The organism is Sphingomonas sp. ABOLE (genome assembly GCF_003950455.1).
GTDB classification, from domain to species: Bacteria; Pseudomonadota; Alphaproteobacteria; order Sphingomonadales; family Sphingomonadaceae; genus Sphingomonas; species Sphingomonas trueperi.
Window position 1 is genome coordinate 54,912 of sequence record NZ_QQWY01000023.1, and the last position, 26,669, is coordinate 81,580.

A 26,669-nucleotide genomic window follows, 5' to 3' on the forward strand; every position below is an offset into this window, starting at 1 on the left:
ATGAACAAAAAGGGACATTATCGCGAAAAGCGCCCAGCGGTGGCGATCAGTGGCTGAAATTCCCGTGCCGTCCCCATCTGTCCCGTTGTCTCCCGCCCTATAATGTGATTAAAAGGGCACACTAAAGGGGGGCACGAACCCTTTCTCCCGAACAGCACCAGCAGGAACACGATTTCGCGTGATTCCGGCGGCGGGAGAGTCGTGCCCGGCTTGGGGTTTGGCGTGGCGGACAGGGAGCTCTTCGAAGGATTTGCGCTCCAGGCGGTCGACCAGAAGGGTCGCGTCGCCATACCCGCAGACCTGCGCGCTGCCGCCGAGCGCAATTCGGACGTCCGCCAGATCGTCGTCGGCGTGCATGCGGAGGATCCGTGCCTCTCCGCGCACGATACCGGCTGGTCGCGGACCAAGTACGAGCGCATTGACAAGCTGGACCAGCAGGCGCTCGATCGTGGCGAGCAGCCCAGCGTGCGCCCCAAGCGCCGCGCCTTCGGCATGGTCGAAAAGGCGCCGTACGATGACAGCGGGCGGTTCGTGCTGCCGCCCTTCTTCCGCGCCAAGGCCAAGATCCAGAAATGGGCGTTCTTCGTCGGCAGCGGCGACACGTTCGACATCTGGGCGCCCGACGAACTGCTCGCGAGCGAGACCGCCGATCCCGAACTCAAGGAAATCTGCCTGTACCTGATGCAGCAAAAGGGGGCGATGTGACCGACGCGCCCCACATCCCCGTGCTGCTCGACGAAGTGCTGGACGCGCTCGCGATTGCGCCCGGCGAAACCCATGTCGACGGTACCTTCGGCGCCGGCGGCTACACGCGCGCCATGCTCGGTGCGGGTGCCAGCGTTGTGGCGTTCGACCGCGATCCGACCGCGATCGCCAATGGTGCCCGCATCGTCGCGGAGAGCGCGGGGCAGCTCACCCTGATCCATGCGCCGTTCAGCCGGCTGGCCGAAGAGCTGGAGGCGCGCGGCCTGGCGCCGGTGGACGGCGTCGTGCTCGATATCGGCGTCTCCTCGATGCAGCTCGACCAGGCCGAGCGCGGCTTCTCGTTCCAGCAGGACGGGCCGCTCGACATGCGGATGGCGGGGGAGGGGATGAGCGCGGCCGACTGGCTCAACAATGCCGACGAGGGCGAGATCGCGGACGTGCTGTTCCACCTCGGCGAGGAGCCGCGCGCGCGCCGCGTGGCCAAGTTCATCGTGGAGGCGCGGCCGCTGACCCGCACCGCGGAGCTGGCGGCGGTGGTGCGCCGCGCGCTCGGCCATCGCCCGCACGACAAGAAGGATCCCGCGACGCGGACCTTCCAGGCGGTGCGCATCCACATCAACCGCGAACTGGACGAGCTGACCGACGTGCTGGCGGCCGCCGAGCGCGTGCTCAAGCCCGGCGGGCGGCTGGTGGTGGTGACCTTCCACAGCCTGGAGGACCGGCTGGTCAAGCGCTTCTTCCGCGAACGCAGCGGCAGCACGCCGGCGGGTTCGCGGCATCGCCCGGCGGTGGGGCCGCGGGCGGAACCGAGTTTTGAAACGCCCGCCAAGGCCGTGCGCCCTGGCGAGGCGGAGTTGGTGCGTAACCCACGCGCCCGTTCGGCAACGCTGCGCGCGGCGCGGCGGACCGAGGCGGCGCCGTGGTCCGGTGAGGATAAGGTGTGATGGCTGTCTATGGCTTCCGGGGGCTTGGCTGGTTCCTGTGCGGCGTCATCGTTGCGCCGACCTGCTATATGGTGACGTCGCACGGCGCGGCGGAACGGGCGAAGCTGCGCGCGATGGACTCCGCCATCGTCCAGGCGCACAAGGACATCCGTGGCCTCGAAACCGAATTCGACACCCGCGCCAACATGGCCCAGATCGAGCGCTGGAACGGCGACGTGCTGGCGATGAACGCGCCGCAGCCGCAGCAGTATCTGGCGAGCGCCAGCGGGCTGGCGGCGCTCGACCAGCCGGTGCCGGCCGTACCCGGTGATGCCAAGGTGGAAACCGCGGCGCTCGTGATCCCGACCGGGCAGCGTCCGGTGGAGACGGCGGCGGCTGCCCAGCCGGTGGCGACCGCTGCGGCGGCACCGGTCAAGACGGTGGCGGCCAGGCCGGTGCAGACCGCGTCGGCGGCGCCGGTCAAGGCAGCACCCGTCAAGTCGACCGTGGTCCGCGTGGCGCAGTCCGATACCAAGCCCGCCCAGGATCTCGACCGGCTGATCCGCAAGATCGACAAGGCCCGGCTGGCCCAGCCCGATCGTCCGCTGCTCAGCGCCGCGACGATCAGCGATCTCCGCCGGGTGGCGAAGCGCGAGCAAACGGCGCAGCGATGATCGTCGTCGTCGCCCCTCCCGCGCGTTCGCGGGGTTCGGGCGGGGGGCGCGAGGCGCTCGTCGCGGTGGCGCAGTTGCGCCTGATGATTCTCTCGATCCTGTTCGGCGCGGGCGTGCTGGCGATCCTCGTCAAGCTCGCCTTTCTGGCGTTGTCGGCCGGGCCGGCCAGCCCGCGCGACCTGTCCAACGCGCTGGTCCCGGCGCGCGGCGACATCGTCGATCGCAACGGCACGCCGCTCGCCCGCAGCATCGATGCCTGGACGATCGCGATCCATCCCAACCAGGTGATCGGCGACAAGGCCGCGCTGGCGCAGAAGCTCGCCGAGCTGATTCCCGAGCGCAGCCAGGCGCAATATTATGCCCTGCTCAAGGCCGGCGGCAGCTTCGCCTTCCTCAAGCGCCGCGCGCTGCCCGAGCTGGTCAACCAGATGAACGCGCTCGGCGAACCGGCGATCGAGTTCCAGCGCGAGACCGACCGGCTCTATCCGCAGTCGGACATGGCGGCGCACGTGCTCGGCTATCTCGACGACAAGGGCCATGGCGTCACCGGCATGGAGAAGGTGCTGGAGGCGCGGCTGAGCGATCCGGCGCAGCGCGGCAAGCCGGTGACGCTGTCGCTCGATGCGCGGGTGCAGGCGGCGCTGGAGAGCGAGCTGGGTCGCGCGATGACCGACCTGCAGGCGCGCGGCGCCGCCGCGGTGGTGCTCGACGTGCACACCGGCGAGGTTGTCGCGATGACCTCGCTGCCGAGCTTCAACCCCAACCAGCTGGTCGGGCCGCCGCCGCGCAACAACGTGACCCAGAGCGTCTACGAGCTCGGCTCCACCTTCAAGCCGATCGCGGTGGCAGCGGCGATCGATTCGGGCACGATCACCTCGATGTCGCGGCGCTTCGATGCGACCGCGCCGATGAAGGTCGGCCGCTTCACCATCCATGACGATCCGGGCGACGAGCAGTTTCGCTGGCTCAACATCCCGGAAACGCTGATCTATTCGTCCAACATCGCGACGGCGCGGATCGCCGACGAGCTGGGCGCGGAGAAGATGCAGGACATGTTCCGCCGCCTCGGCTTCGACCAGCGGCCGAGCATCGAGATCGGCGCGGTGCGCCCGCTCTGGCCGGCGAACTGGGGGCGGATCACGGTGATGACCACCGCCTATGGCCATGGCATCGCGGTGACGCCGCTGCACCTCGCGGCTGCCTATGCCGCGATGGTCAATGGCGGCATCTGGCACCCGGCGACGCTGATGAAGGTGGACGCCGAGCATCCGGTGCAGGGCAGGCGGGTGCTGCAGGAATCGACCAGCTACCGGATGCGCCAGCTGCTGCGGCTGATCGTGCTCAAGGGCACCGGCCGCAAGGGCGAGGCGCCCGGCTACCGCGTCGCGGGCAAGACCGGCACCGCCGAGGCGGCGAGCGAGGGTGGCTACGACCATCACCGCAACGTCTCCACCTTCGCGGCGGCTTTCCCCGTCGACGCGCCGCGCTATGTGGTGGTCGCCATGCTCGACTCGCCCAAGGCCAATGCCACTACGCCGCGGACCACCGCGGCCTGGACCGTCGCGCCGGTCGTCTCGCGCCTGATCGCGCGGACCGGCGCCCTTCTGGGCATCGCGCCCGACAATGCCAAGGACATCGACGAAAGCGACCTGCTGCCGCTCGTCGATCGCTCCCCGGAGCCGAAAGCGACTGCCGAATGAAACTGGGACCCCTGATCGGCACCGCGGACGACGCGGTCGTCACCGGATTCGCGATCGATCACCGCAAGGTGGCGCCGGGCACGATCTTCGGCGCGTTCGAAGGCGCGCGGGTGAACGGCGAGGACTATATCGAGGCCGCCGTTCAGGCGGGCGCGATCGCCGTGGTGGCGCGGCCCGAGGCGAAGGTGGCAGGCGCGATGCACATCGCCGACGCCAATCCGCGCGCGCGCTTCGCGAACCTCGCCGCGCAGTTCTTTGCGCCGTTCCCGGCGGTCACCGCGGCGGTGACCGGCACCAACGGCAAGACCTCCACCGTCGAGATGACCCGCCAGCTGTGGCGGATGGCCGGCTTTCACGCCGCCTCGATCGGCACGCTGGGCGTGACCACGGCGGACGAGCGCGTCTCGACCGGGCTGACCACGCCGGACATCGTCACCTTCCTGTCCAACGTCGCCGGGCTCGCGCGCGAAGGGGTGACCCATGTCGCGTTCGAGGCCTCGTCGCACGGGCTGTCGCAATACCGTACCGAGGGGCTGCCGGTGCGCGCGGCGGCGTTCACCAATCTCAGCCGCGACCATCTCGACTATCACGGCGACATGGCGACCTATTTCACCGCCAAGCTGCGCCTCTTCGCCGAGGTGCTGGCCGAGGACGGCACCGCGGTGGTGTGGGCCGACGATCCGCATGCGCCGCAGGTCGAGGATCTCGCCCGGATGCGCGGCAACCGGCTGATCACGGTGGGCGAGCATGGCAAGACGCTGCGGCTGGTGTCGCGCACGCCCTCGCTGCTCGGCCAGACGCTGGAGATCGAGGCGGAGGACAAGGTCCACATTGTACGGCTGCCGCTGATCGGCGCCTATCAGGCGGCGAACGCGCTGACCGCGGCGGGGCTGGTGATCGCGACCGGCGGCGACGTGGGCGAAACGCTCGCCAATTGCGCGCGGCTGCAGCCGGTGCGCGGGCGGCTGGAGCGGGCGGTGATCGCCGCCAATGGCGCGCCGGTCTATGTTGATTATGCCCATACCCCCGATGCGCTGGAGGCGGCGATCGCGGCGCTGAAGCCGCATACCGACGGCCGGCTGATCCTGGTGTTCGGCGCCGGCGGCGATCGCGATCCCGGCAAGCGCGAACTGATGGGGCAGGTGGCGGCGTCGGGCGCCGACGTGGCGATCGTCACCGACGACAATCCGCGCACCGAGGATCCGGCCGAGATCCGCCGCGCGATCCTCAAGGGCGCACCGGAGGCGACCGAGATCGGCGACCGCCGCGCGGCGATAGCGGCGGCGATCGCGATGGCCGAGCCGCACGACATCGTGCTGGTCGCCGGCAAGGGACATGAGCAGGGCCAGATCGTCGGCGAGATGGTGCTGCCGTTCGACGATGTCGCGGTGGCGCGGGAGTGCGCGGCGTGACCTCGACGCTCTGGACCTCCGCGGAGATCGCCGCTGCCACGCACGGCACCGCCTCCGCCGACTTCACCGTTTCCGGCGTCGCCTTCGACTCCCGCGAAGTCGGCCCTGGCGACCTGTTTCTCGCGCTGAAGGGCGAGAGCACCGACGGGCATCGCTTCCTCGACCAGGCCTTCGCGCAGGGGGCGGCCGGTGCGGTGGTGTCCGACCCCACCGATCGTCCCGGCATCCGCGTCGCCGATACCACCGGCGCGCTGAACGCGCTCGGTGCGGCTTCGCGCAGGCGGTCCTCGGCCAAGATCATCGGCGTCACCGGCTCGGTCGGCAAGACCGGCACCAAGGAGGCGCTGTTCGCCGCGCTCGACCGGATCGATCCCGGCTGCGCGCACCGCTCGGTGAAGAGCTACAACAACCATACCGGCGTCCCGCTGAGCCTCGCCCGTATGCCGCGCGAAAGCCGCTACGGCGTGTTCGAGATGGGCATGAACCATGCCGGCGAACTCGCCCAGCTGACCCGGCTGGTGCGGCCGCATGTCGCCATCGTCACCGCCATCGCGCCGGCGCATCTCGGCTTCTTCGACAGCGTCGAGAAGATCGCCGACGCCAAGGGCGAGATCTTCCAGGGACTGGCCGCCGGCGGCACTGCGATCGTGCCGTTCGACAGCCCCTATCGCGACCGGCTGCTCGACGCCGCGCGGCCCTATGCCACCCGCATCGTCACCTTCGGGCTGGGCGAAGGCGCCGACTATCGCGCCGTCGAGACGATGCGCGCGCGCAGCGGCGGCACCTTCGTGATGGCGCGCTTCGGCGTCCGCGAGCTCAGCTTCACCATCTCCCAGCCGGGCGAGCATTGGGTGTCCAACGCGATGGCGATTCTCGCCGCAGTCGATGCGGTGGGCGGCGACCTCGAAGTCGCGGGGCTCGCGCTCGCCGAGATGGGCGGGCTTGCCGGTCGCGGCGCGCGGATGACCGTGTCCGTCGGCGACGGCACCGCGCTCGTCATCGACGAAAGCTACAACGCCAATCCCAGCTCGATGCGCGCGACGCTCAAGGTGCTGGCCGCCGAACCGGGGCGCAGGGTCGCGGTGCTCGGCGAGATGCGCGAGCTGGGCACCCACGCCGATGCCCTCCACGCCGAACTCGCCGATCCGATCACGCATGCCGGGGTGAGTCGTGCCATTTTGGTGGGCGAAGCGATGGCGCCGCTGGCCGCCGCGCTTGAGGGACGGCTGGATTTCGTCCATGTGGCCGATGCTGCGGCCGCGAAGGCTGCGCTTGAATCGACGCTCGCGCCGGGCGACGCGGTTCTCATCAAAGGGTCGAACGGCGTGCGGCTGGCGACGATCGTCGCGGCGCTGGCGGAAAGGCAATCATGCTCTATCTGATCGCGGAGCAGCTGGGTTTTCCCGGCGTCCTCAATCTCTTCCGGTATTTGTCGTTCCGCACCGGCGGGGCGGTGGCGACCGCGCTGCTGCTGGGGCTGCTGATCGGGCCGAAGTTCATCGGCTGGCTGCGGCTGCGCCAGGGCAAGGGCCAGCCGATCCGCACCGACGGACCGCAGAGCCACCTCGCCAAGCGCGGCACGCCGACGATGGGCGGGCTGATGATCCTGACCAGCCTGACGCTGGCGCTGCTGATCTGGATGGACCTGCGCAACGCCTATGTCTGGGCGTGCATGTTCGTGACGCTCGGCTTCGGCATGATCGGCTTCCTCGACGATTACGACAAGGTGCGGAAGCAGAAGACCGCGGGCGTCTCCGGCAAGGTGCGGCTGATCGGCGAGTTCCTGATCGCCGGCGTGGCCAGCGCGATCATCCTCTTTGCCGAGGGCAATACCCAGCTCTACGTGCCGTTCCTCAGCTGGGTGCACCCGGATCTCGGCTATTTCTACATCGCCTTCGCGGCGTTCACGATCGTGGCGTTCGGCAATGCGGTGAACCTCACCGACGGGCTCGACGGCTTGGCGACGATGCCGGTGGTGATCGCGGGCATGGCGTTCATGCTGATCGCGTACCTTGCGGGCAACAAGATCTACGCGACCTATCTGGGCATCCCGCACGTGCCGGGCGCGGGCGACCTCGCCATCTTCTGCGGCGCGATGATCGGGGCGGGGCTCGCCTTCCTGTGGTTCAATGCGCCGCCTGCCGCGGTGTTCATGGGCGATACCGGCAGCCTGGCGCTGGGCGGGGCGATCGGCACGATTGCCGTCACCACGCACCATGAGCTGGTGCTCGGCATCATCGGCGGGCTGTTCGTGATGGAGGCGCTGAGCGTCATCATCCAGGTGTTCTTCTTCAAGCGCACCGGCAAGCGCGTGTTCCGCATGGCGCCGATCCACCATCATTTCGAACAGCTCGGCTGGTCGGAGCCGACGGTGGTGATCCGCTTCTGGATCATCGCCTTCGTGCTGGCGCTGGCCGGTCTCGCGACGCTCAAGCTGCGGTGATCACCAGCCCCGCCTGGCGCGGCAAACGCTTCGCGGTGCTCGGGCTCGCACGCTCGGGCGCGGCGACCGTGCGCGCGCTGCTGGCCAGCGGGGCAGGGGTGCTGGCGTGGGATGCGAACGAGGCGGCGCGGGAGTCTTTGTCTCCCTCTCCCCGCTTGCGGGGAGAGGGTCGGGGAGAGGGGCCTGTCGATGGCGCGTCGCACTTGCCCCTCTCCCCAACCCTCTCCCCGGAAGGGGAGAGGGAGCTTTTGCTCGCCGATCCGCTGACTACCGATCTCACCGACTGTGCCGGCATGGTCGTCTCCCCCGGCGTGCCGCTCAACCGGCACCCGATCGCGGCGCACGCCCGCGCGGCCGGCGTGCCGCTGATCGGAGACATCGAGCTTTTCGCGCAAGCGCGCGCCGATCTGCCCGCGCACCGCGTGGTCGGCATCACCGGCACCAACGGCAAGTCGACCACCACCGCGCTGATCCACCACATTATCGAGACCGCGGGCATCCCCACGCGGCTGGGCGGCAATATCGGCCTGCCGATCCTCGGCCAGGATCCGCTTCCCGCAGGCGGCGTCTATGTGCTGGAGCTGTCGAGCTACCAGATCGACCTGACCCACAGCCTCGACTGCGACGTCGCGGTGCTGCTCAACATCACGCCGGACCATCTCGATCGCTATGACGGCTTCGAGGGCTATGCCGCGTCCAAGGCGCGGCTGTTCGCGATGCAGTCCAAGGGGCATGCGGCGATCATCGGCCTCGGCGATGCGGCCTCGGCGAACATCGCCCGGCAGGTGGCGCTGTCCGGCCGCAGCGAGGACGTGACCAGGATCGCGCCCGGCGTGTGCATGGACCAGTCACGCTGGCCGGCGCTGCAGGGGCCGCACAATGCGCAGAACGCGCTCGCCGCGATCGCCGCCTGCGAGGCGCTGGGCATCGACCGCGCCGCGATCGACAAGGGGCTGGAGAGCTTCCCCGGCCTGCCGCACCGCATGGAGCGGATCGCGACGCGGAACGGCGTGGTCTTCGTCAACGACAGCAAGGCGACCAACCCGGAATCGACCGCCCCCGCGCTCGCGGCGTTCCCGCGCATCCACTGGATTCTCGGCGGCGTCGCCAAGACCGACAGCCTGGAGGCCTGCCGCCCCGGCTTCGGCCATGTCGTGCGCGCCTACACGATCGGCGAGGCCGGGCCGCTGTTCGCGGGCCTGCTGGAGGGCGAGATGCCCGTCGAGCGGTCCGGCACGCTGGAGGCCGCCGTGCACGCCGCCGCCGCCCAGGCCCGGTCGGGCGACGCCGTCCTGCTGTCGCCGGCCTGCGCCTCGTTCGACCAGTTCCGCGATTTCGAGCATCGCGGCGACGCCTTCCGAGCCGCCGTGGAGGCGCTCGGGTGAGCCGCCAGTCCGGGGACGTGGAAGAGAAGCACGCCGGCCTACCGCGCATCTCCAACCAGCTCAGCCGCGCCAGCAAGTCCCGTGCGGGCATGTGGTTCTGGGAAGTGGACCGCGTGCTGCTGTTCCTGCCGCTGCTGCTGATCGCGATCGGGCTGGTGGCGGTCGCGGCCGCCTCGCCCGCGACCGCGCGGCGCTATTCGGATGCGGCGCATATCGTCCAGCCGATGTATTATTTCTGGCGGCAGCTGATGTGGGTGTGCATCTGCGTGCCGGTGCTGATCCTCGTCTCGATGCTGCCCACCTCGCTGGCGCGGCGGCTGTCGCTGGCGGGCGCGCTCGTCTTTCTCGGGCTGATGATGCTGCTGCCGATCATCGGGCACGAGGTGAACGGGGCCAAGCGCTGGATCAGCCTGGGCATTTCGGATCTCCAGCCGTCCGAGTTCCTGAAACCGATGTTCATCGTCTCGACCGCGTGGATCCTCTCGTTCCGCGCCAAGGATCCCGAGCTGCCGGTGATGATCGTCACCGGCGCGATCACCGCGCTAATCGCGGTGCTGCTGATGCTCCAGCCGGACTTCGGCCAGACCATATTGTTCGGCACGGTGTGGGTGATCCTGCTGATGCTCTCCGGCATCTCGCCCGCTGCGATCGCGAGCCTGGGCGGCATGGCAGTGGCGGGGGTGGTCGCGGCCTATCTGTTCTACGGCACCGCGCGCACCCGCATCGACAATTTCCTGTTCCCCACCAAGGAAGCCGCGCTCGCCGATCGCTATCAGGTGGAGATGGCGCACGACACGCTGACCGCCGGCGGGCTGTTCGGCGCGGGGCCGGGCAGCGGCCAGATCAAGTTCCGCCTGCCCGAGGCGCATACCGACTATATCTTCTCGGTGATCGGCGAGGAGTTCGGGCTGATCGCCTGCGGCATCATCGTGCTGCTGTACCTCGCCATCGTCGTCCGCGTACTGATGAAGCTGCTCGACGAGGAGGATCCGTTCCGGCTGCTCGCCGCCGCCGGCCTCGCCTCGCAGTTCGGCGTGCAGGCGCTGATCAACATGGCGGTGAACACCGGCATCGCGCCGTCCAAGGGCATGACGCTGCCCTTCATCAGCTATGGCGGATCGTCGATGATCGCGCTGTCGATCGGCTATGGCCTGCTGCTCGCTTTCACGCGCCGAAACCCGTATCTGAAGCGCTCGCCCTACACAGGCCGCTGGAGCAAAGCCGCATGACCGAACGCCGTAGTTACGTCCTCGCCGCCGGGGGCACCGGCGGGCACATGGTGCCCGCGGCCGCGCTGGCGGTGGAGCTCGCACGGCGCGGGCATCAGGTGGCGCTGGTCAGCGACGAGCGTGGCGTGCGCTTTCCGGGGCTGTTCGAGGGCGTCGAGACGCATGTGCTCCCCGCCGGACGGCTGGGCGGCGGGCCGATCGGCTATCTCAAGGCGGCGCGGCAGATGCTGGCAGGCCGGGCGATGGCGCGCAAGCTCTACAAGCAGTTGCGCCCGTCGGCGGTGATCGGCTTTGGCGGCTATCCCGCCTTCCCGGCGCTGCTGGCGGCGTTCGGCGCGCGTATCCCCACCGTGATCCACGAGCAGAATGCGGTGCTGGGCCGGGTCAACCGGCTGGTCGCGGGCCGCGTGGCGGCGATCGCGACGTCCTATGACAAGGTCGAGCGGATGAAGCCCGGCTGGGAGGCCAAGACGCATCTCACCGGCAATCCGGTGCGCGAGGCGGTGCTGGCGCTGCGGGCGAAGCCCTATCCGATGCTGGAGGAAGACGGGCTGTTCCGCGTGCTGGTGACCGGCGGCAGCCAGGGGGCCTCGATCCTCAGCCAGGTGGTGCCCGACGGGCTTGCGCTGCTGCCGGTGCATTTCCGCCGCCGGCTGCAGGTGACCCACCAGGCGCGCATCGAGGACATCGAGATGGTCCGCGCCAAGTACCAGGAGCACGAGATCCCCGCCGAGGTCGCCACCTATCTGCCCGACATGCCCGAGCGGCTCGCCTGGGCGCATCTGGTGATCGCGCGGGCAGGGGCCTCGACCATCGCCGAGCTGACCGCCGCCGGGCGTCCCGCGATCCTGGTGCCGCTGCCCAGCGCCACCGACGACCACCAGACCGCCAATGCGCGCGAGATCACCGAGGCCGGCGGCGCGCGGACCATCCCGCAGCGCGCCTTCACCGCGCAGGAACTGGCCAAGCAGATGCAGAAGCTGGGGCTCGACACCAAGGCGCTGGAGAATGCGGCGGCGCGCGCCCGCGGCGTCGGCCGGCCCGATGCGGTGCGCGACCTCGCCGATCTCGTCGAATCGATCCACGCACCCCGCGCCCCGGTGGGGAAGGTGCAGAAAGCAAACAAGAACGGAAGGCCAGCTTACGCATGAAGGGCGTCGCCACCGACATCGGTACCATTCACTTCGTCGGCATCGGCGGCATCGGCATGTCGGGCATCGCCGAGGTGATGCATAACCTCGGCTACAAGGTGCAGGGCTCGGACGTCGCCGATAGCTACGTCGTCCAGGGCCTGCGCGATCGCGGCATTCCGGTGACGATCGGCCATGCCGCCGAGAATCTGGGCGAGGCGGCGGTGGTGGTGGTCTCCACCGCGATCGTCCGCACCAACCCCGAGGTGGAAGCGGCCTATCAGAACCGCATCCCCGTGGTGCGCCGCGCCGAGATGCTCGCCGAGCTGATGCGGCTCAAGTCCACCATCGCGGTGGCCGGCACCCACGGCAAGACGACGACGACCTCGATGGTCGCGGCGCTGCTCGACGCGGGCGGGGTGGACCCGACCGTGATCAACGGCGGGATCATCAACCAGTACGGCTCCAACGCCCGGCTGGGCGACAGCGATTGGATGGTCGTGGAGGCCGATGAGAGCGACGGCAGCTTCCTGCGGCTCGACGGCACCTATGCGATCGTCACCAATATCGATCCCGAGCATCTCGACCATTATGGCTCGTTCGAGAAGGTCAAGGCGGCGTTCGTCGAGTTCGTCGAGAATGTGCCCTTCTACGGCGCGGCGCTGCTCTGCCTCGATCACCCGGAAGTGCAGGCGATCATCCCGCGCGTTCGCGACCGGCGGATCGTCACCTATGGCTTCGCTGCCAGCGCCGATGTGCGCGGCGTGAACGTGACGCCGCATGCCGGGGGCAACCGGTTCGAGGCGATCATCCGCAACCGCGACGGCACCACCCGCTCGATCGAGAATATCGAGCTGCCGATGCCGGGCCGCCACAATGTCCAGAACGCGCTGGCCGCGATCGGCGTGGCGCTGGAGCTCGGCATTCCGGATGCGACGATCCAGCAGGGTTTCGCCAAGTTCGGCGGGGTCAAGCGGCGCTTCACCAAGGTCGGCGAAGTCGCGGGCGCGGCGATCATCGACGATTATGGGCACCACCCGGTGGAGATCCGCGCGGTACTGGCGGCGGCGCGCGAGAGCACGCGCGGCCGGGTGATCGCGGTGGTGCAGCCGCACCGCTATTCGCGGCTGGGCAATCTGATGGACGAGTTCGCCCAGGCGTTCAACGACGCCGACATGGTGTATGTGGCGCCGGTCTATCCGGCGGGCGAGGCGCCGATCGAGGGCGTTCATGCCGATGCGCTGGTCGAGCAGATCTCGCATCGCGGGCACCGCGCGGTAGCGGCGACCACCGACGCGACGGCGCTGGCGACTGCACTCGGCGGCGTGGTGCGCGAGGGCGACATGGTGGTGTGTCTCGGTGCGGGCGACATCACGAAATGGGCTGCGGGTCTCGCACCGGCGATCGCGGCTGCGCGGGGGGAAGCGTGAGCCTGGCGATGACTTCATTCCTCCCCTGCGAACGCAGGGGAGGGGGACCGCGCTGCGCAGCAGCGTGGTGGAGGGGCCGCCGCGACAGCGGCGGTGGCCTTCCGTTGCAGCGTGCTCCGCGCCTGACGGCGCGGCCCCTCCACCACCGCCTGCGGCGGCGGTCCCCCTCCCCGAGCTTCGCCCGGGGAGGAACGTGCGTGCTGGAGCGCGGTCTGTGAACATGCCTCCCGTTCGCGGCAAACTCACCCCTAACGCCCCGCTTGCGCCGCTCGTGTGGTTCAAGAGCGGCGGCGCGGCGGAGTGGCTGTTCGAGCCCGCCGATGCCGACGACCTTGCCGCGTTCCTCGCCGCGCTAGACCCCGCCACCCCGGTGATGGGCCTCGGCCTCGGCTCGAACATGATCGTCCGCGACGGCGGGGTGCCCGGCGTGGTGATCCGCCTCGGCAAGGCCTTCGCCGCGGTCGAGCAGCTCGACGACACCACCCTGCGCTGCGGCGGCGGTGCTTCGGGCATCCTCGTTTCGTCCAGGGCGCGCGACTGGGGCATCGGCGGCGTCGAGTTCCTGCGCTCGATCCCCGGCACCGTCGGCGGCTTCGTGCGAATGAACGGCGGCGCCTATGGCCGCGAGACCTGCGACATCCTCGTCGAATGCGAAGTCGTCCTCCGCTCGGGCGAGCGGCGTACGCTAGGGAATGCCGATCTCGGCTACACCTATCGCCACAGCAGCCTGCCCGAGGGCGCGATCGTGGTCAGCGCCACCTTCCGCGGCTTCGCCAAGCCCTCGGACGCAATCCAGGCCGAGATGGACCGCATCGCCGCCGCGCGCGAGGAATCGCAGCCGCTGCGTTCGAAGACCGGCGGCTCGACCTTCAAGAACCCGGAGGGCCACAAGGCCTGGGCGCTGGTCGACGCGGCCGGCTGCCGGGGCCTGCGCCGCGGCGACGCGCAGGTCAGCGAGAAGCATTGCAACTTCCTCCTCAACCTGGGGGAAGCGACCAGCGCCGATATCGAAGCGCTGGGCGAGGACGTCCGCGCGCGCGTGAAGGCGCAGTCGGGCGTCGAACTGGAGTGGGAGATTCAGCGCGTGGGTGTTGCGGGTAAATGACGAAGAATCTCCACATCGCCGTATTGATGGGCGGCTGGTCGGCCGAGCGCGAGGTATCGCTGATGTCGGGGGGCGGCGTCGCCGATGCGCTGGAGAGCCTCGGCCACCGCGTCACCCGGATCGACCTGGACCGCGACGTCGCCGCCAAGCTCGCCGAGGCCAAGCCGGACGTGGTGTTCAACGCGCTCCACGGCACCCCGGGCGAGGATGGCAGCGTGCAGGGCATGCTCGACCTGATGGGCATCCGCTATACCCACTCCGGTATGGTGACCTCGGTGATCGCGATCGACAAGCAGCTGACCAAGCAGGCGCTGGTGCCGCACGGCATCCCGATGCCCGGCGGGCGGATGGTGTCGCGCGAGGAGCTGTATCGGCAGGATCCGCTGCCGCGCCCCTATGTGCTGAAGCCGGTCAACGAAGGCTCGTCGGTGGGCGTGGCGATCGTCACCGCCGAGAGCAATGTCGGCAACCCGATTCACCCGGATGCGCGCGGGCCCTGGCAGGAGTTCGAGGAGCTGCTGGCCGAGCCGTTCATCCGCGGGCGCGAGCTGACCACCGCGGTGCTGGGCGACCAGGCGCTGGGCGTCACCGAACTGAAGCCCAAGAGCGGCTTCTATGACTATGAATCCAAATACACCGACGGCCTCACCGAACACGTCTTCCCGGCGAAGATCCCGGACGATGTGGCGGAAGCGTGCAAGCGGATCGCGCTCGACGCGCACCGGCTGCTCGGCTGCAAGGGCGCCTCGCGCGCCGATTTCCGCTGGGACGATACGCAGGGCGTGGACGGGCTGTTCCTGCTTGAGGTCAACACCCAGCCGGGCATGACCCCGCTCAGCCTGGTGCCCGAACAGGCGCGCCATCTGGGCATCGACTATGCTAGTCTCGTGCAACGGATCGTCGAGGAGGCATTGTGAGCCGCAGGCCCGCCCAAGCGCAGCGCGCGACCACCCGGCGCGGCGAGAAGCCGAAGCCGCGCGGCACCGCGCGCCGGCCGCAGCGGGTGGGCGTGCTCGACCAGGCGATCGCCGGGCTGCCGATCAGCCCGGAGACGCTGCACAAGGTCACCACGTGGAGCATCGTCGGCGCGGTCGCCGCGGTGGTGCTGACCGTCGGGATTCTCGCGGGCGTACCGCAGATGATCGGGGTGGGCTTCGCGCAGGCGGTGGGCGATGCCGGCCTCAAGGTCGACGAGATCCAGATCGACGGATTGAAGCGGATGGACCGCGCCACGGTCTATGAGCAGGTGCTCGACCAGGACTCGCGTGCGATGCCGCTGGTCAGCCTGGAGGAGGTGCGGCAGCGGCTGCTGAAGTTCCCCTGGGTGAAGGACGCACGCGTCTCGCGCCGCCTGCCGTCGACGCTGCACATCGCGATCGAGGAGCGCACGCCGGTCGCCGTCTGGCAGAACCATGGCCAGCTGATGCTGATCGATCCCTCGGGCGTGCCGCTGGAGCCGGTCTCCCTCGAGGCGATGCCCGATCTGCCGTTGCTGATCGGCGAAGGCGCCAACACCCAGGAAGCCGCGCGCAAGCATCTGCTCGAGACGCAGCCCGGCCTCAAGCCGCTGGTCAAGGCGACCAGCTGGGTCGGCAATCGCCGCTGGGACCTGTTCTTCACCTCGGGCGAGAAATTGCAGCTGCCCGAGGGCGAGGACGAGGCGATCGCAGCGCTCAAGAAATTCGTCCAGATCGACGGCACGCAGCGGCTGCTGGGTCGTGGCTATGTCGGATTTGACATGCGCGACGCGAACAAGTTGGTTGTGCGTCGGCAGGGCGTGATCGAGCCGCCGCCGCCGGTATCCTCCGCGCCGACGGCGGCACCGACCGCGCCAACGACGACGACGACAACGCCGCCGCCGGCGGGCACCGGCGCAGGGGAAGGTTGATGGCGAAGGCTGCACCCGAAGGGTTGATCACCGCGCTCGACGTGGGATCGTCGAAGGTCTCGGCGCTGATCGCGCAGCGCACCGACGAGGGCAATCTGATCGTGCTCGGCACCGGCCAGCGTGAGAGCCGGGGCGTCAAGCGCGGCTATGTCGCCGACATGCACGCGACCGAAATCGCGATCCGCGAGGCGGTGGAGCAGGCCGAGCGGATCGCCGGGTTCAACATCGAGGATGTCTGGGTCAGCTTCTCGGCGGGCGGGCTGGTCTCCAGCGTCGTCAAGGTCGAAGCGGATCTGGGGGGGCACCGGGTCGAGCAGGCCGATATCGACGATCTGCTCAAGGCCGGGCGCGGCGCGATCGATCCGCAGGGGCGGATGGTGCTCCACGCGCAGCCGACCCGCTACACGGTGGATGGGCTGGGCGGCGTCAAGCGGCCGCTGGGGCTGCATGCCGATCGGCTGGGGGTCGACGTGCATGTCGTCACCACCGAAGGCTCGCCGGTCCGCAACCTCGATCTGTGCGTCCGCTCGGCGCATCTGGAGGTGCGCTCGATCATCGCGGCGCCCGTCGCCACCGGACTTGCCTGCCTTACCGAGGAGGAGCGCGAGCTGGGCGTCGCGCTGGTCGAGATCGGCGCGGGCGTGACCAACGTGTCCGTTTTCGCGCAAGGGGTGCTGGCGGGGCTGGCCTCGATCCCGATGGGCTCGGCCGACATTACCGACGACATCGCCGCCGCCTTCGGCACCGCGCGCGCCTGGGCCGAGCGGACCAAATGCTTCCACGGCTCGGCCAATCTCTCCCCGCGCGACAATCGCGAGACGATCGACGTCGCGCCGGCGACCGCGGACGAGGGCACCGAAGGCCCGCGCATCACCAAGGCGGCGCTCAACACGGTCATCCGCCAGCGGCTGGAGCGGCTGATCGCCGAGATCAGCAAGGAGCTGAAGAAGCTCAACTTCCAGGAGCCGGTGGGCCGCCAGATCGTGCTGACCGGCGGCGGCGCCGAACTGGCCGGAATCGCCGATTATGCTCAGCAGGCGCTGGGCAACGCGGTGCGCGTCGGGCGCCCGCGGGGCTTGCTCGCCATGCCCAATGCGCATGCCGGCCCGGCCTTCTCGACGCTGGCCGGGCTCACCCAGTTTGCCGCGGCCGATCCGATCGACCTGCGCACGCTGGAGCCCAGCCGGCACCAGCTGGTGACGCGGGCGAGCCCGGGCGCGCTTTTCCAGCGGTTGATCGCGGCGTTCCGGGCGAATTATTGAAGAAAAGCGAATGCCGGGGTGCTAGGGATGGCTGGAGTCGTCGCTTCGCTTCGTGCATCAGAGAATATCAGGCTGTGCAGCGTGCGCGTGCGCTGCCACGGGAGACCATAGAATGAGTATCGATTTCCTTCCGCCCGACGTGGACGAACTGACGCCGAAGATCGCGGTGATCGGGGTTGGCGGCGCTGGCGGCAATGCCATCGCCAACATGATCCGCGCCGAGGTGCAGGGCGTCGAGTTCCTGGTCGCCAATACCGACGCGCAGGCGCTGAAGCAGTCGGTCGCGCCGCAGCGCATCCAGCTCGGCGCGAAGATCACGCAAGGGCTCGGCGCCGGCTCGCGGCCCGAGATCGGCCGTGCCGCGGCGGAAGAGACGATCGAGCAGGTCCAGCAGTCGCTCGAAGGCGCGCATATGTGCTTCATCGCCGCCGGCATGGGCGGCGGCACCGGCACGGGTGCGGCGCCGGTGATCGCCAAGGCGGCGCGCGAGATGGGCATCCTCACTGTCGGCGTGGTCACCAAGCCGTTCGCCTTCGAGGGCAAGCGCCGCGCGCAATCGGCCGAGGCGGGCATCGAAGAGCTGCAGAAGTATGTCGATACGCTGATCGTCATCCCGAACCAGAACCTCTTCCTGATCGCCAATGCGAACACGACCTTCAAGGAAGCGTTCGAGATGGCCGACGAGGTGCTGCAGCAGGGCGTGCGCGGCATCACCGACCTGATGGTGATGCCCGGCCTGATCAACCTCGACTTCGCCGACGTCCGTTCGGTGATGCAGGAGATGGGCAAGGCGATGATGGGCACGGGCGAGGCGGACGGCGACGACCGCGCGCTGATCGCCGCCCAGAAGGCGATCGCCAACCCGCTGCTCGACGGCGTGAGCATGAACGGCGCCAAGGGCGTGATCGTATCGATCACCGGCGGCGAGGACATGCGCCTGCTCGAGGTGGACGAGGCCGCGAACCACATTCGCGAGCTGGTCGATCCGGACGCGAACATCATCTGGGGGTCGGCGTTCAACTCGGAGCTGGAGGGCCGCATCCGCGTGTCGGTGGTCGCCACCGGCATCGACGCGAATGTCGAGAACCGCCCGGCGGCGCCGGCCGAGCAGCCGCGCGTCTTCTCCTTCTCCACCCCGCGCCGCACCACCGGTGCTGCCGCGCCGGAGCCGGTAGCGGCGCCCGCACCGGCCCCTGCTGCGCCCGAACCCGCACCCGCCCCGGTCGCCGAGGCCACTCCCGCGCCGGCACCCGTCGCGCCGACGCCCGAGCCGGTCGCTGCCGCGCCTGCGCCGGCGCCCGAGCCGACCCCGCCGGCCCCGGCTTCGGACGAGCTGCTGCTCGGCGCCGAAGCGATGGTCCCGGCGCCGGCCCCGGCTCCCGCCGCTGCGCCCGCTCCGGCGTCCGAGGCACCGGCCGGCCGCCGTCGCTGGCTGACCGGCGGCGACGAGGATGCCGATACCCGGCCGCGCCCCAAGACCGGCGGCACGCTGTTCGAGCGCATGGCCTCGGCCTCGCGCGGCAGCAAGGCTACCGAGGAAGAGGACAAGGATCCGCTCGACATCCCGCGGTTCCTGCGCAGCCAGAACAACCAGTAAGGCGCAGGGGTGGCACGGTTCGCCGGGCCACCCCTTGCCCCGTCAGCGGCGGTTCAGCGCCGCGGCACTAGCGGTTAGCCCAGCATGATCAGCAAGAAACATCTCGGCATCGGCGCGTTCGCGTCGGCGCTGCTCCTCGGCGCACATCCGGCGTTCGCGCAGAGCGAAGTGGTGCAGGCGCACAATCCCGATGCGGACGCGCTCGCCACCCAGATGCGTGTGCTCGCCGAGAACCCGCGCGACATCGAGGCGCTGGTCGCGGCGGCGCGGCTGAGCACGCGGCTGGGCGACCTGTCGGGCGCGCTGGCGCTGCTCCAGCGGGCGGAAGACATCGAGGCGACCAACCCGCGGATCGCCAGCAACCGCGCCGCGGTGCTGGTGCGGCAGGGGCGGCCGGGCGAGGCGCTCAAGCTGTTCCAGCAGGCCGAGCAGCGCGGTGTCGATCCGCGCGAGTTCGCCGCCGATCGCGGCTTCGCCTATGACCTGCTCGGCCTGCCCCTGCTCGCCCAGCGCGACTATAAGCTGGCGCTGGCGACCAAGCGCGAGAACGACGTGGTGCGGCGCTATGCGCTGTCGCTCGGCATCAGCGGCGATCGGGCCGGGGCCGAACGCGAACTCGATGCGCTGCTGCGGGCGCAGGACCGCGCGGCGTGGCGTGACCGCGCCTTCATCCTGGCGATGAACGGCGATGTCGCGGGGGCCGAGAAGATCGCGGGCACGGTGCTGCCGGGCGCGGCGGGCAAGAACCTGCTGCCCTTCTTCCGCCGGATCGCGACGCTGGGCCCCGCCGATCGTGCCTTCGCGGTGCATTTCGGCGAGCTGACGCCGACGCCGGCGCGGCTGGCCGATGCGCGGATGGCGCCCTCGCTGCCGGCCTATACCGGCCCCGCGCCGGTGCAGATCGCGCAGACTGCGCCGGTGACGCCTGCCGCCATGTCGGTGCGCACCGATATGCGCGGGCGTCGCGGTGCCTCGACGCCGAAGACCGCGTCGGTGCAGGTCGCCAAGGCGGACGTGGCACCCGTCGCCCGTACCGTGCCGAGCCAGCCCGTGCCGCAGCCGGTGGTGCGGCAACCGACGTCGACGCGGCAGCCGAGCCCGGCGCCCCGGCCGATCGTCCAGCCGACCCCGGCGCCGCAGCCCGAGGTCCGCTACGTCGCGCCCGCCAATTCGCCGCTCGCCTCGATCATCGCGACTATCGACGTGCCGGCCAGCGAGCGGACGCCGGCGGCGCGCCCGAGTACCGTCGCGCCGAAGCCGATCGTTGCGGCCAAGCCGACGATCACCGTCCGGCCCAAGCCCGAGCCCAAGCGGCCGATCGTCGCGGACGAGGAAGAGGCCGGGCCGGCAAAGCCAGGCGCTCGCAAGGGCGCCAAGGCCGGGGACGAGGCCGACACCAGGCCCACCAGGCCCGGCACGAAGAAGGGGGGCAAGCCCGCGGACGACGAGGACGCCAAGCCGGTCAAGGGCAAGAAGTCCGAGCCCAAGAAGCCCGATCCGAAGAAGGCCGATCCCGAACGCGTCTGGGTGCAGGTGGCGAGCGGCGCCAACGAATCCACCGTCGACCGTGCCTGGAAGGGCGTCGCGGCCAAGTCGCCCAAGCTCTTGAAGGCACGCGGCGGCTGGTGGATGCCGTTCAAGGCGACCAACCGCATCGTCACCGGGCCGTTCAAGACGAGCGGCGAGGCGCAGGCCTTCGTCAACAAGCTGGCGGGGGAGGGGGTCTCGGCCTTCGTCGTCACCAGCGCGGCGGGGCAGAAGGTCAGCAAGATCGCGCCTTGACCCTTCGCAAGGCCGTCCGGCTGGGCTAGGGCGCGCGGGTGAAACAGCTTTCCTCCTGGGCCTGTACGCCCGCACGGACGCGCGGTCGCCTGCATCCCGAAGCGGGCGGCGGTGCGCGCGGCCCGCGCGACGCCTTCCAGCGCGACCGCGACCGGATCATCCATTCGATCAGCTTCCGCCGGCTGCGCCACAAGACGCAGGTGTTCCTCGCCCCCGATGGCGACCATTTCCGGGTGCGGCTGACCCACAGCCTGGAGGTCGCCCAGATCGGCCGCGCGATCGCCCGCGCGCTGGGGCTGAACGAGGACCTTACCGAGGCGCTGTGCCTTGCGCATGACATCGGCCATCCGCCCTTCGGCCATGCCGGCGAAGATGCGCTGGAGGCGGCGCTGGCGGGGAAGGGCGGCTTCGACCATAACGGCCATACGCTGCGCACGCTGACCCTGCTCGACAGCCCCTATCCCTCGTGGAACGGGCTGAACCTGACCTGGGACACGCTGGAGGGCCTGGCCAAGCACAACGGCCCGATCCACGAACCGCAATGGGCGCTGGCCGCGGCCGATGCCGAGTTCCCGCTCGAGCTCGACAGCTGGCCCTCGCTCGAGGCGCAGGTCGCGGCGATCGCCGACGACATCGCCTATGACAATCACGACATCGACGACGGGCTGCGCGCCGGGCTGCTGACGCTCGACCAGATCATGGCCGTGCCGATGATCGCCGCGGCCTGGGCGGATGTGCAGGCGCGCTTCCCCGGCGTGGGTGCCAAGCGGCTGACCGGCGAGCTGATCCGCTCGCAGATCGGGCTGATGGTCAACGACTTCATCGGCGAGACTCGGGCGCGGATCGCGGAGTCGGGGGTGGAGACGGTCGACGACGTGCGGAGTGCCGGGCGCTGCCTGGCGGGCTTCTCGCCCGCGATGCGCGACGCCGAGCGCGGGCTGAAGCGGTTCATGTACGCCAATCTCTACCACCATCCGAGCCAGCTGGCGGCGGCGGCCTCGGCGCGGCAGGTCGTGTCGGGGTTGTTCGCGGGCTATGTCGCCGACCCAGGCCTGATGCCGGCGGAATGGCGCGAGGCGCTGCCCGCGGAGGAGCCCTGGCGCAGCCGCCACATCGGCGACTTCATCGCCGGCATGACCGACCGCTACGCTATCGCCCGCTACCGGGAAGTGTGCGGCACGATCGACCTGCCGGAGGGGTTCTGATGTTCGTTCCCCTCCCGTTTGCGGGAGGGGCTAGAGCGTTTTCACCTTGGGCGAAGACGCTCTAGGTTTTCGATTGCCGCATTTTCCGAGTCGTTGACCGTAAACGGTCAACTTGAAAATGCTCTAGGGGAGGGGCTGCTCCGCCGCAGCGATGCTGCCACGTCAGTCCCTCCCCCGTCCCCTCCCGCACGCGGGAGGGGTGCCTTTGCCGTCAGAACGCCGCGCTCACCGAGAACACCACCTGGCTGCCCGCGATCGTCGAGCCGTCCTTGGTGCTGGAGAAATTGGGCAGCAGATATGCGCTGTCGCGCTTGGTGATGCTGGTGTCGACATAGGCGACGCCGAGCACCACCTTGCCCAGCGCCAGGTCCGCACCGACCAGCCAGTCGGCATAGCTGCCCGTCGGCGCGACGCTGGTGCCGTTCGGGCCGAGGCCCTTGTTGCCGTCCGAATAGCCGAGATGCGCCTTGAGCGTGATCGGGGTCTTCGGCACCGCCGTGCTGACATCGCCCCAGAGATAGAGATTGTCTTCCTTGTCGCCCTCGCGGCTCTCGGGCGTGTTGCTCCAGTTGCCGAGTGCCTGCTGCGGCGGCGCATAGGCGACGCCGGCCAGCGCCGAGACGGGGCCGATGCTGCCGCTCAGCTTCACATAAGGCTCGGCGAAGTCGGTCTTGGAGGCGCCGCCCGGATACATGTACCAGGTGACGCCCACGTCGAGCGCGGCGCCGCCGCCGATCGGCAGCTTGTAGCCGCCGACCACGTCCAGCTCCATGTTGGCGCCGCCGAACGTACCCCAGCCCGACAGGTTGGAGCCCCAGAGCGAGCCGTAGAGGCCGCTTTCATGGGTGACCGTGAGACCGCCCTGGACCGCCATTTCCTTGTCGGTCTGCGAGACGCCGCGGAAGCGATAGTCGGAGACGAGCGCGACGCTGCCCGAGACGGTGACCGGTGGGGGCGGGGCGTTTTCCTGCGCATAAGCGGGCGCGGAGAGGCCGAGCAGGGCTGCGGCGGCAAGACGAATCTTCATGGAAACTTCCCTCTCGGTAGCGAGTGAAAGTTCCAGCCTGCGCCGGTGCGGCGACCCATTCTCGAGGACGGGACTGTCGCGCCGATGTTTCATCTTCGCGCTGCAGCATGGCCGATTCGTGGCTGAATTGTAATAAAGTGTTGCTGATCGTGCGGCCGAAGCAGCGGCAATCTTTCGTCACAGCCGCGCAAGTGTGACGCAACGCCCGGCGGGTAGAGGATCGGGGCAGGAGAGGATGCGACCGATCATGAGCAACGTCATCGGGAAGCTTGCACCCATCGCACTGATGTCCGCGATCATGGTGGTCACGCCCGCGGCGGCCCAGTCGCTCCACGAAACCCATGCGCGGGTCTGGATGCCGGCCGGCAAGAGCCAGATCGTTACCTGGCGGATGAAGGACCACAAGCCCGCCGCCACCCAGGCACATCATCAGGCCGGCAAGCACCCGTATCTGCCGACCCGTAGGGCGGCGACCGACGAGGCCGGGCGCGGCACCGCAGGCACCCGTCACTAAGTTTCAGTTCCGTCCCCCCAGAACGGAAAACCCCGCGGTCGCCCAGGCGGCCGCGGGGTTCTTGTTTTTCCGGGAGCCGGTGGGCGTCGCTTAGCGCGACGCGACCTGCACCTTGGTCACCTTGGGAACGCGGAACGACACGCGGGTACCGGCGGCGTTGCCATCGACCCAGCCGTTGCGCACGACGAGGCGGAAGTTCTGGTTGCCCGGCTTGGCGACGCCTTCGAGGATCTGCACGTCGCCCTTGACGGTCGAGGTGTAGGTGTAGGTCACGCCGTCGCGGGTGAAGCTGCGGGCGTCAGCGTTGTCGGCTGCGAAAGCGGGCGCGGCGGCGAACAGGGTAGCGGCGAGTGCGATGGTGAAACGGGTCACGATCTTTCTCCTTCGTTGGGCCAAAAGAGCCAGATCGGCATCCTTCGTATGTTCTTGATAGACGTTTTGTTGCGCTGCAGCAGATTCGGCAACCGCAAAGCGCGGGGGTCATGATTGCAGTCTGCGCAACTGTTCGGGCACGGGCCGAACGGCTCGCCGATGCGACGAGCGGAGCGGCGCTGGCAAACTCCTGCGACAATCGCGCGGTAGAAGGCGCACCGGTCAGCGGAGTGTAGCCGATGGCGGGTATGAGTATCGCGTTGAATCGCTTCGGTTTGGGTGCGCGCCCCGACGATAGCCTGGGGGACGAGCCGCGCGCGTGGCTGGTGCAGCAGCTGGAGCGCTATGTCGCCGCGCCGCCGCCGATGACGGGGCAGCCGGCCAGCGGCACGCTGGTCGCGCAATTCGCCGCCTATCGCGCGCAGATTTCGCAGTTGCGGAAAACCGCGGGGCCTTCAGCGCCGCCGCCATCGATACCCTCCAGGCCTGCCGCGGCGATGGCGCCGCCGGTGCCGCAGCCGCCGATCGTCCAGACCGGCGACGATCCCGCCGAGGCGCTGCGCAAGCAGTTCGCCCAGCAAAGCCGCGCGCTCTACAATGGCGCCGTCACCGCCCGCGCGTTGGCCGCGCTCCAGTCTCCGGCGCCCTTTGCCGAGCGGCTGGTGCATTTCTGGGCCAATCACTTCGCCCTCTCGGGCGACAAGATGGAGGTGACCAACCTCGCCGGCGCCTTCGAGTTCGAGGCGATCCGCCCGCATGTGATGGGCAGCTTCCGCGACATGCTGTTCGCGGTGGAGCGGCATCCGGCGATGCTGCTGTTCCTCGACCAGGCGGTGTCGGTGGGGCCGAACAGCCCGCTGGCGGTCCGCGCCGCCAATCGCCCGAACGTGCGCCGCAACCTCGGCCTCAACGAGAATCTCGCGCGCGAGATCCTGGAATTGCACACGCTCGGCGTCCGCACCGGCTACAGCCAGGCCGACGTCACCGAGTTCGCCCGCGCGATGACCGGCTGGACGGTCGCCGGCTTCGGTCGCGGACCGGTCGCCAAGTTCACCGGTGCCAGCGGCCGCCCGGGCGACTTCGTCTTCGCCGACGCGCTGCACGAGCCGGGCACGCGTACCATCCTCGGCCAGCCATGGCCGCAGGCGGGCGAGGCGCAGGCCGCCGCGGTGCTCGACCATCTCGCCACGCATCCCGCCACCGCCCGGCACATCGCCACCAAGCTCGCCCGCCACTTCGCCGGCGACGATCCGCCGCCAAAGCTCGTCGCGCGGCTGGAGGCGAATTTCAGCAAGACCGGGGGCGACCTGCCGAGCCTCTATCGCACCCTCACTGCCTCGCCAGAATGCTGGGCGCCGGGGACGGTGAAGTTCAAGTCACCCTGGGAATGGTCGATTTCGGCGATGCGCGCGCTCGGCACCCGGCAGCTCCAGCCGAACGCCATGCCGGGGCTGATGAACCAGCTCGGCCAGCCGGTGTGGAAGCCGGGCTCGCCGGCGGGGTGGGACGACGTGACGGGCGCTTGGGCCGGGCCCGATGCGGTGCTCCGCCGGGTCGAGGCCGCCGAGCGGATGGCGCAGCGCACCCGCGACCAGATCGATCCGCGCGCCCGCGCCGCCGCGATGTTCCCGGAGGCGTTGAGCCCCGCCACGACTCAGGCGATCGCGCGGGCGGAAAGCAACAGCCAGGGGGTCGCACTGCTGCTGGTCGCGCCCGAGTTCCTGCGGAGATAGCGTCATGATGCTGCATCGTCGCCACTTGCTCGCCGCCGGCGCCACCGCGCTGATGGTCTCGCCGCTGGGCGCGCGCATGGCCTTCGCCGCCGCGCCGACCGAGCGCCGCTTCGTCTTCCTCATCCAGCGCGGCGCGGCCGATGGGCTGGATATCGTGGCACCCGTGGGCGACCCGGCCTATGCCGGCGCGCGCGGCGACCTCGCCGCCGATTTCGCCACCGCGCCCAGGCTGGACGGCATGTTCGCGCTGCACCCGGCGATGGCGAACACGCTCGGGCTCTACCAGGCGAGGCAGGCGCTGTTCGTCCATGCGGTCGCCTCGCCCTATCGCGACCGCTCGCATTTCGACGGGCAGAACGTGCTCGAGACCGGCGGCGCCTCGGCCTATCAGCTCAAGGACGGCTGGATGAACCGGCTGCTCCGCCAGCTGCCCGCGCAGGACAAGGCGATCGCGCTCGCCGCCGCGGTGCCGATGGCGTTGCGCGGGAGCGTCGAGGTGGCGAGCTATGCGCCCTCCTCGCTGCCCAAGGCGTCGGACGACCTGCTCGCCCGGGTGACCGCGATGTACGAAGGCGACCAGCAGCTCCACCCGCTCTGGCAGGAGGCGATGGCGACGCGGATGCTCACCGGCGACCTCGGCAGCGACGGGGGGCGACGCGCGGCGGACACCGGCAGGCTGGCGGCCAAGCTGCTCTCGGCGCCGGGCGGCGCGCGGATCGCGATGATCGAGACTGGCGGTTGGGACACCCATTCGGGCCAGCGCGGGCGGCTGGGCGGGCAGCTCAAGGGCCTCGACGCGATGGTCGCGGCGCTCAAGGCCGGGCTGGGGCCGCATTGGGACAACACGCTGGTGGTGGTGGCGACCGAGTTCGGCCGGACGGTGAAGGCCAACGGCACCGGCGGCACCGATCACGGCACCGGCTCGGTCGCGATGCTGCTCGGCGGCGCGGTGCAGGGCGGCCGGGTGCAGGCCGACTGGCCGGGGCTTAGCGACGCGGCGCTGTACGAGGGGCGCGACCTCAAGCCCACGACGGCGCTCGACGTGCTGATCGCGAGCGCGGTCTCGCGGCATTTCGGACTGGCCCCTGCGCAGACGGCGAAGGCGCTGTTTCCGGCGATGACGGCGATGACGGCGGTGGCGGGGATGGAGGGG

The 26,669-nt window shown here is 69.8% G+C and carries 23 protein-coding genes; 21 read left to right on the forward strand and 2 right to left on the reverse strand.

From position 1 onward, the window contains the following. The first annotated feature begins 222 nt into the window (after positions 1-222). The 18 genes from CA234_RS14995 (at position 223) to CA234_RS15080 (ending at position 21,870) form a co-directional block, all read left to right on the forward strand. Positions 223-705: a division/cell wall cluster transcriptional repressor MraZ gene (locus tag CA234_RS14995; protein ID WP_121078307.1), complete on the forward strand. Its 483-nt coding sequence runs from the start codon at positions 223-225 to the stop codon at positions 703-705. Then, a complete protein-coding gene (rsmH, locus tag CA234_RS15000; RefSeq protein ID WP_125972116.1) occupies positions 702-1,649 on the forward strand; it encodes a 16S rRNA (cytosine(1402)-N(4))-methyltransferase RsmH in 948 nt (315 codons plus the stop codon). Before CA234_RS14995 ends, rsmH begins: the two co-directional genes overlap by 4 nt. Beyond that, positions 1,649-2,302, forward strand: coding sequence for a hypothetical protein (locus CA234_RS15005; RefSeq protein ID WP_126002081.1), 654 nt, complete (start codon positions 1,649-1,651; stop codon positions 2,300-2,302). The genes rsmH and CA234_RS15005 overlap by 1 nt, the downstream gene beginning before the upstream one ends. Then, complete coding sequence (locus tag CA234_RS15010; protein ID WP_125972120.1) at positions 2,299-4,002, forward strand: penicillin-binding protein 2; 1,704 nt, start codon at positions 2,299-2,301, stop codon at positions 4,000-4,002. Before CA234_RS15005 ends, CA234_RS15010 begins: the two co-directional genes overlap by 4 nt. After that, a complete protein-coding gene (locus CA234_RS15015) occupies positions 3,999-5,414 on the forward strand; it encodes a UDP-N-acetylmuramoyl-L-alanyl-D-glutamate--2,6-diaminopimelate ligase (RefSeq protein WP_126002082.1) in 1,416 nt (471 codons plus the stop codon). Before CA234_RS15010 ends, CA234_RS15015 begins: the two co-directional genes overlap by 4 nt. Further along, positions 5,411-6,796, forward strand: a complete 1,386-nt coding sequence (gene murF / locus CA234_RS15020) for a UDP-N-acetylmuramoyl-tripeptide--D-alanyl-D-alanine ligase (RefSeq protein WP_126002083.1) — start codon at positions 5,411-5,413, stop codon at positions 6,794-6,796. The genes CA234_RS15015 and murF overlap by 4 nt, the downstream gene beginning before the upstream one ends. After that, positions 6,784-7,857 (forward strand): phospho-N-acetylmuramoyl-pentapeptide-transferase, encoded by a 1,074-nt coding sequence (gene mraY, locus CA234_RS15025; protein WP_126002084.1) that lies wholly within the window; start codon positions 6,784-6,786, stop codon positions 7,855-7,857. The genes murF and mraY overlap by 13 nt, the downstream gene beginning before the upstream one ends. After that, positions 7,854-9,242 carry a UDP-N-acetylmuramoyl-L-alanine--D-glutamate ligase gene (gene murD, locus CA234_RS15030; RefSeq protein WP_126002085.1) on the forward strand — a complete coding sequence of 463 codons (1,389 nt, stop codon included), beginning with the start codon at positions 7,854-7,856 and terminating at the stop codon, positions 9,240-9,242. The genes mraY and murD overlap by 4 nt, the downstream gene beginning before the upstream one ends. Next, on the forward strand, positions 9,239-10,471 hold the full coding sequence (locus CA234_RS15035; RefSeq protein ID WP_126002086.1) for a putative peptidoglycan glycosyltransferase FtsW: 1,233 nt from the start codon (positions 9,239-9,241) through the stop codon (positions 10,469-10,471). Before murD ends, CA234_RS15035 begins: the two co-directional genes overlap by 4 nt. Continuing rightward, complete coding sequence (gene murG, locus CA234_RS15040) at positions 10,468-11,622, forward strand: undecaprenyldiphospho-muramoylpentapeptide beta-N-acetylglucosaminyltransferase (RefSeq protein WP_126002087.1); 1,155 nt, start codon at positions 10,468-10,470, stop codon at positions 11,620-11,622. Before CA234_RS15035 ends, murG begins: the two co-directional genes overlap by 4 nt. Beyond that, a complete protein-coding gene (murC, locus tag CA234_RS15045) occupies positions 11,619-13,031 on the forward strand; it encodes a UDP-N-acetylmuramate--L-alanine ligase (protein ID WP_125972135.1) in 1,413 nt (470 codons plus the stop codon). The genes murG and murC overlap by 4 nt, the downstream gene beginning before the upstream one ends. A 220-nt stretch (positions 13,032-13,251) precedes the next feature. Next, positions 13,252-14,136 (forward strand): UDP-N-acetylmuramate dehydrogenase, encoded by an 885-nt coding sequence (gene murB / locus CA234_RS15050; RefSeq protein ID WP_126002096.1) that lies wholly within the window; start codon positions 13,252-13,254, stop codon positions 14,134-14,136. Continuing rightward, complete coding sequence (locus tag CA234_RS15055; protein WP_125972137.1) at positions 14,133-15,053, forward strand: D-alanine--D-alanine ligase; 921 nt, start codon at positions 14,133-14,135, stop codon at positions 15,051-15,053. Before murB ends, CA234_RS15055 begins: the two co-directional genes overlap by 4 nt. Then, on the forward strand, positions 15,050-16,024 hold the full coding sequence (locus CA234_RS15060) for an FtsQ-type POTRA domain-containing protein (protein ID WP_126002088.1): 975 nt from the start codon (positions 15,050-15,052) through the stop codon (positions 16,022-16,024). The genes CA234_RS15055 and CA234_RS15060 overlap by 4 nt, the downstream gene beginning before the upstream one ends. Continuing rightward, positions 16,024-17,286 (forward strand): cell division protein FtsA, encoded by a 1,263-nt coding sequence (gene ftsA / locus CA234_RS15065; RefSeq protein WP_126002089.1) that lies wholly within the window; start codon positions 16,024-16,026, stop codon positions 17,284-17,286. The genes CA234_RS15060 and ftsA overlap by 1 nt, the downstream gene beginning before the upstream one ends. Positions 17,287-17,398: 112 nt before the next feature. Then, positions 17,399-18,883, forward strand: a complete 1,485-nt coding sequence (ftsZ, locus tag CA234_RS15070) for a cell division protein FtsZ (protein WP_126002090.1) — start codon at positions 17,399-17,401, stop codon at positions 18,881-18,883. A gap of 84 nt (positions 18,884-18,967) precedes the next feature. Beyond that, a complete protein-coding gene (locus CA234_RS15075; protein ID WP_126002091.1) occupies positions 18,968-20,665 on the forward strand; it encodes an SPOR domain-containing protein in 1,698 nt (565 codons plus the stop codon). Between the two features lie 38 nt (positions 20,666-20,703). Continuing rightward, positions 20,704-21,870, forward strand: coding sequence for a deoxyguanosinetriphosphate triphosphohydrolase (locus tag CA234_RS15080; protein WP_126002092.1), 1,167 nt, complete (start codon positions 20,704-20,706; stop codon positions 21,868-21,870). 211 nt (positions 21,871-22,081) lie between these two features. Here CA234_RS15080 and CA234_RS15085 read toward each other — a convergent pair whose 3' ends face one another. Beyond that, a complete protein-coding gene (locus CA234_RS15085) occupies positions 22,082-22,897 on the reverse strand; it encodes a TorF family putative porin (protein ID WP_125972149.1) in 816 nt (271 codons plus the stop codon). Positions 22,898-23,144: 247 nt separating this feature from the next. Here CA234_RS15085 and CA234_RS15090 point away from each other — a divergent pair, with 247 nt between their 5' ends. Beyond that, entirely contained in the window at positions 23,145-23,411 is a 267-nt protein-coding gene (locus tag CA234_RS15090) for a hypothetical protein (protein WP_126002093.1), read from the forward strand. Between the two features lie 90 nt (positions 23,412-23,501). Here CA234_RS15090 and CA234_RS15095 read toward each other — a convergent pair whose 3' ends face one another. Beyond that, the gene (locus CA234_RS15095) at positions 23,502-23,783 is read right to left on the reverse strand and encodes a hypothetical protein (RefSeq protein ID WP_084580441.1); all 282 of its coding nucleotides are present in this window, start codon (positions 23,781-23,783) and stop codon (positions 23,502-23,504) included. Positions 23,784-24,022: 239 nt separating this feature from the next. Between CA234_RS15095 and CA234_RS15100 the strand changes: the two genes are divergently transcribed. Then, positions 24,023-25,516 (forward strand): DUF1800 domain-containing protein, encoded by a 1,494-nt coding sequence (locus tag CA234_RS15100; RefSeq protein WP_126002094.1) that lies wholly within the window; start codon positions 24,023-24,025, stop codon positions 25,514-25,516. A gap of 4 nt (positions 25,517-25,520) precedes the next feature. Further along, positions 25,521-26,669, forward strand: a 1,149-nt coding sequence (locus tag CA234_RS15105; protein ID WP_206431209.1) for a DUF1501 domain-containing protein, incomplete at its 3' end; no start/stop codon positions are given.

Coding starts and splice junctions, on each gene's coding strand:
- CA234_RS15090 (WP_126002093.1), top strand. CDS start 23,145: ATGAGCAACGTCATCGGGAAGCTTGCACCCATCGCACTGATGTCCGCG.
- ftsZ (WP_126002090.1), top strand. CDS start 17,399: ATGAGTATCGATTTCCTTCCGCCCGACGTGGACGAACTGACGCCGAAG.
- mraY (WP_126002084.1), top strand. CDS start 6,784: ATGCTCTATCTGATCGCGGAGCAGCTGGGTTTTCCCGGCGTCCTCAAT.
- CA234_RS15015 (WP_126002082.1), top strand. CDS start 3,999: ATGAAACTGGGACCCCTGATCGGCACCGCGGACGACGCGGTCGTCACC.
- CA234_RS15075 (WP_126002091.1), top strand. CDS start 18,968: ATGATCAGCAAGAAACATCTCGGCATCGGCGCGTTCGCGTCGGCGCTG.
- CA234_RS15100 (WP_126002094.1), top strand. CDS start 24,023: ATGGCGGGTATGAGTATCGCGTTGAATCGCTTCGGTTTGGGTGCGCGC.
- murC (WP_125972135.1), top strand. CDS start 11,619: ATGAAGGGCGTCGCCACCGACATCGGTACCATTCACTTCGTCGGCATC.
- CA234_RS15005 (WP_126002081.1), top strand. CDS start 1,649: ATGGCTGTCTATGGCTTCCGGGGGCTTGGCTGGTTCCTGTGCGGCGTC.
- CA234_RS15010 (WP_125972120.1), top strand. CDS start 2,299: ATGATCGTCGTCGTCGCCCCTCCCGCGCGTTCGCGGGGTTCGGGCGGG.
- murB (WP_126002096.1), top strand. CDS start 13,252: ATGCCTCCCGTTCGCGGCAAACTCACCCCTAACGCCCCGCTTGCGCCG.
- CA234_RS15055 (WP_125972137.1), top strand. CDS start 14,133: ATGACGAAGAATCTCCACATCGCCGTATTGATGGGCGGCTGGTCGGCC.
- ftsA (WP_126002089.1), top strand. CDS start 16,024: ATGGCGAAGGCTGCACCCGAAGGGTTGATCACCGCGCTCGACGTGGGA.
- murG (WP_126002087.1), top strand. CDS start 10,468: ATGACCGAACGCCGTAGTTACGTCCTCGCCGCCGGGGGCACCGGCGGG.
- CA234_RS15085 (WP_125972149.1), bottom strand. CDS start 22,897: ATGAAGATTCGTCTTGCCGCCGCAGCCCTGCTCGGCCTCTCCGCGCCC.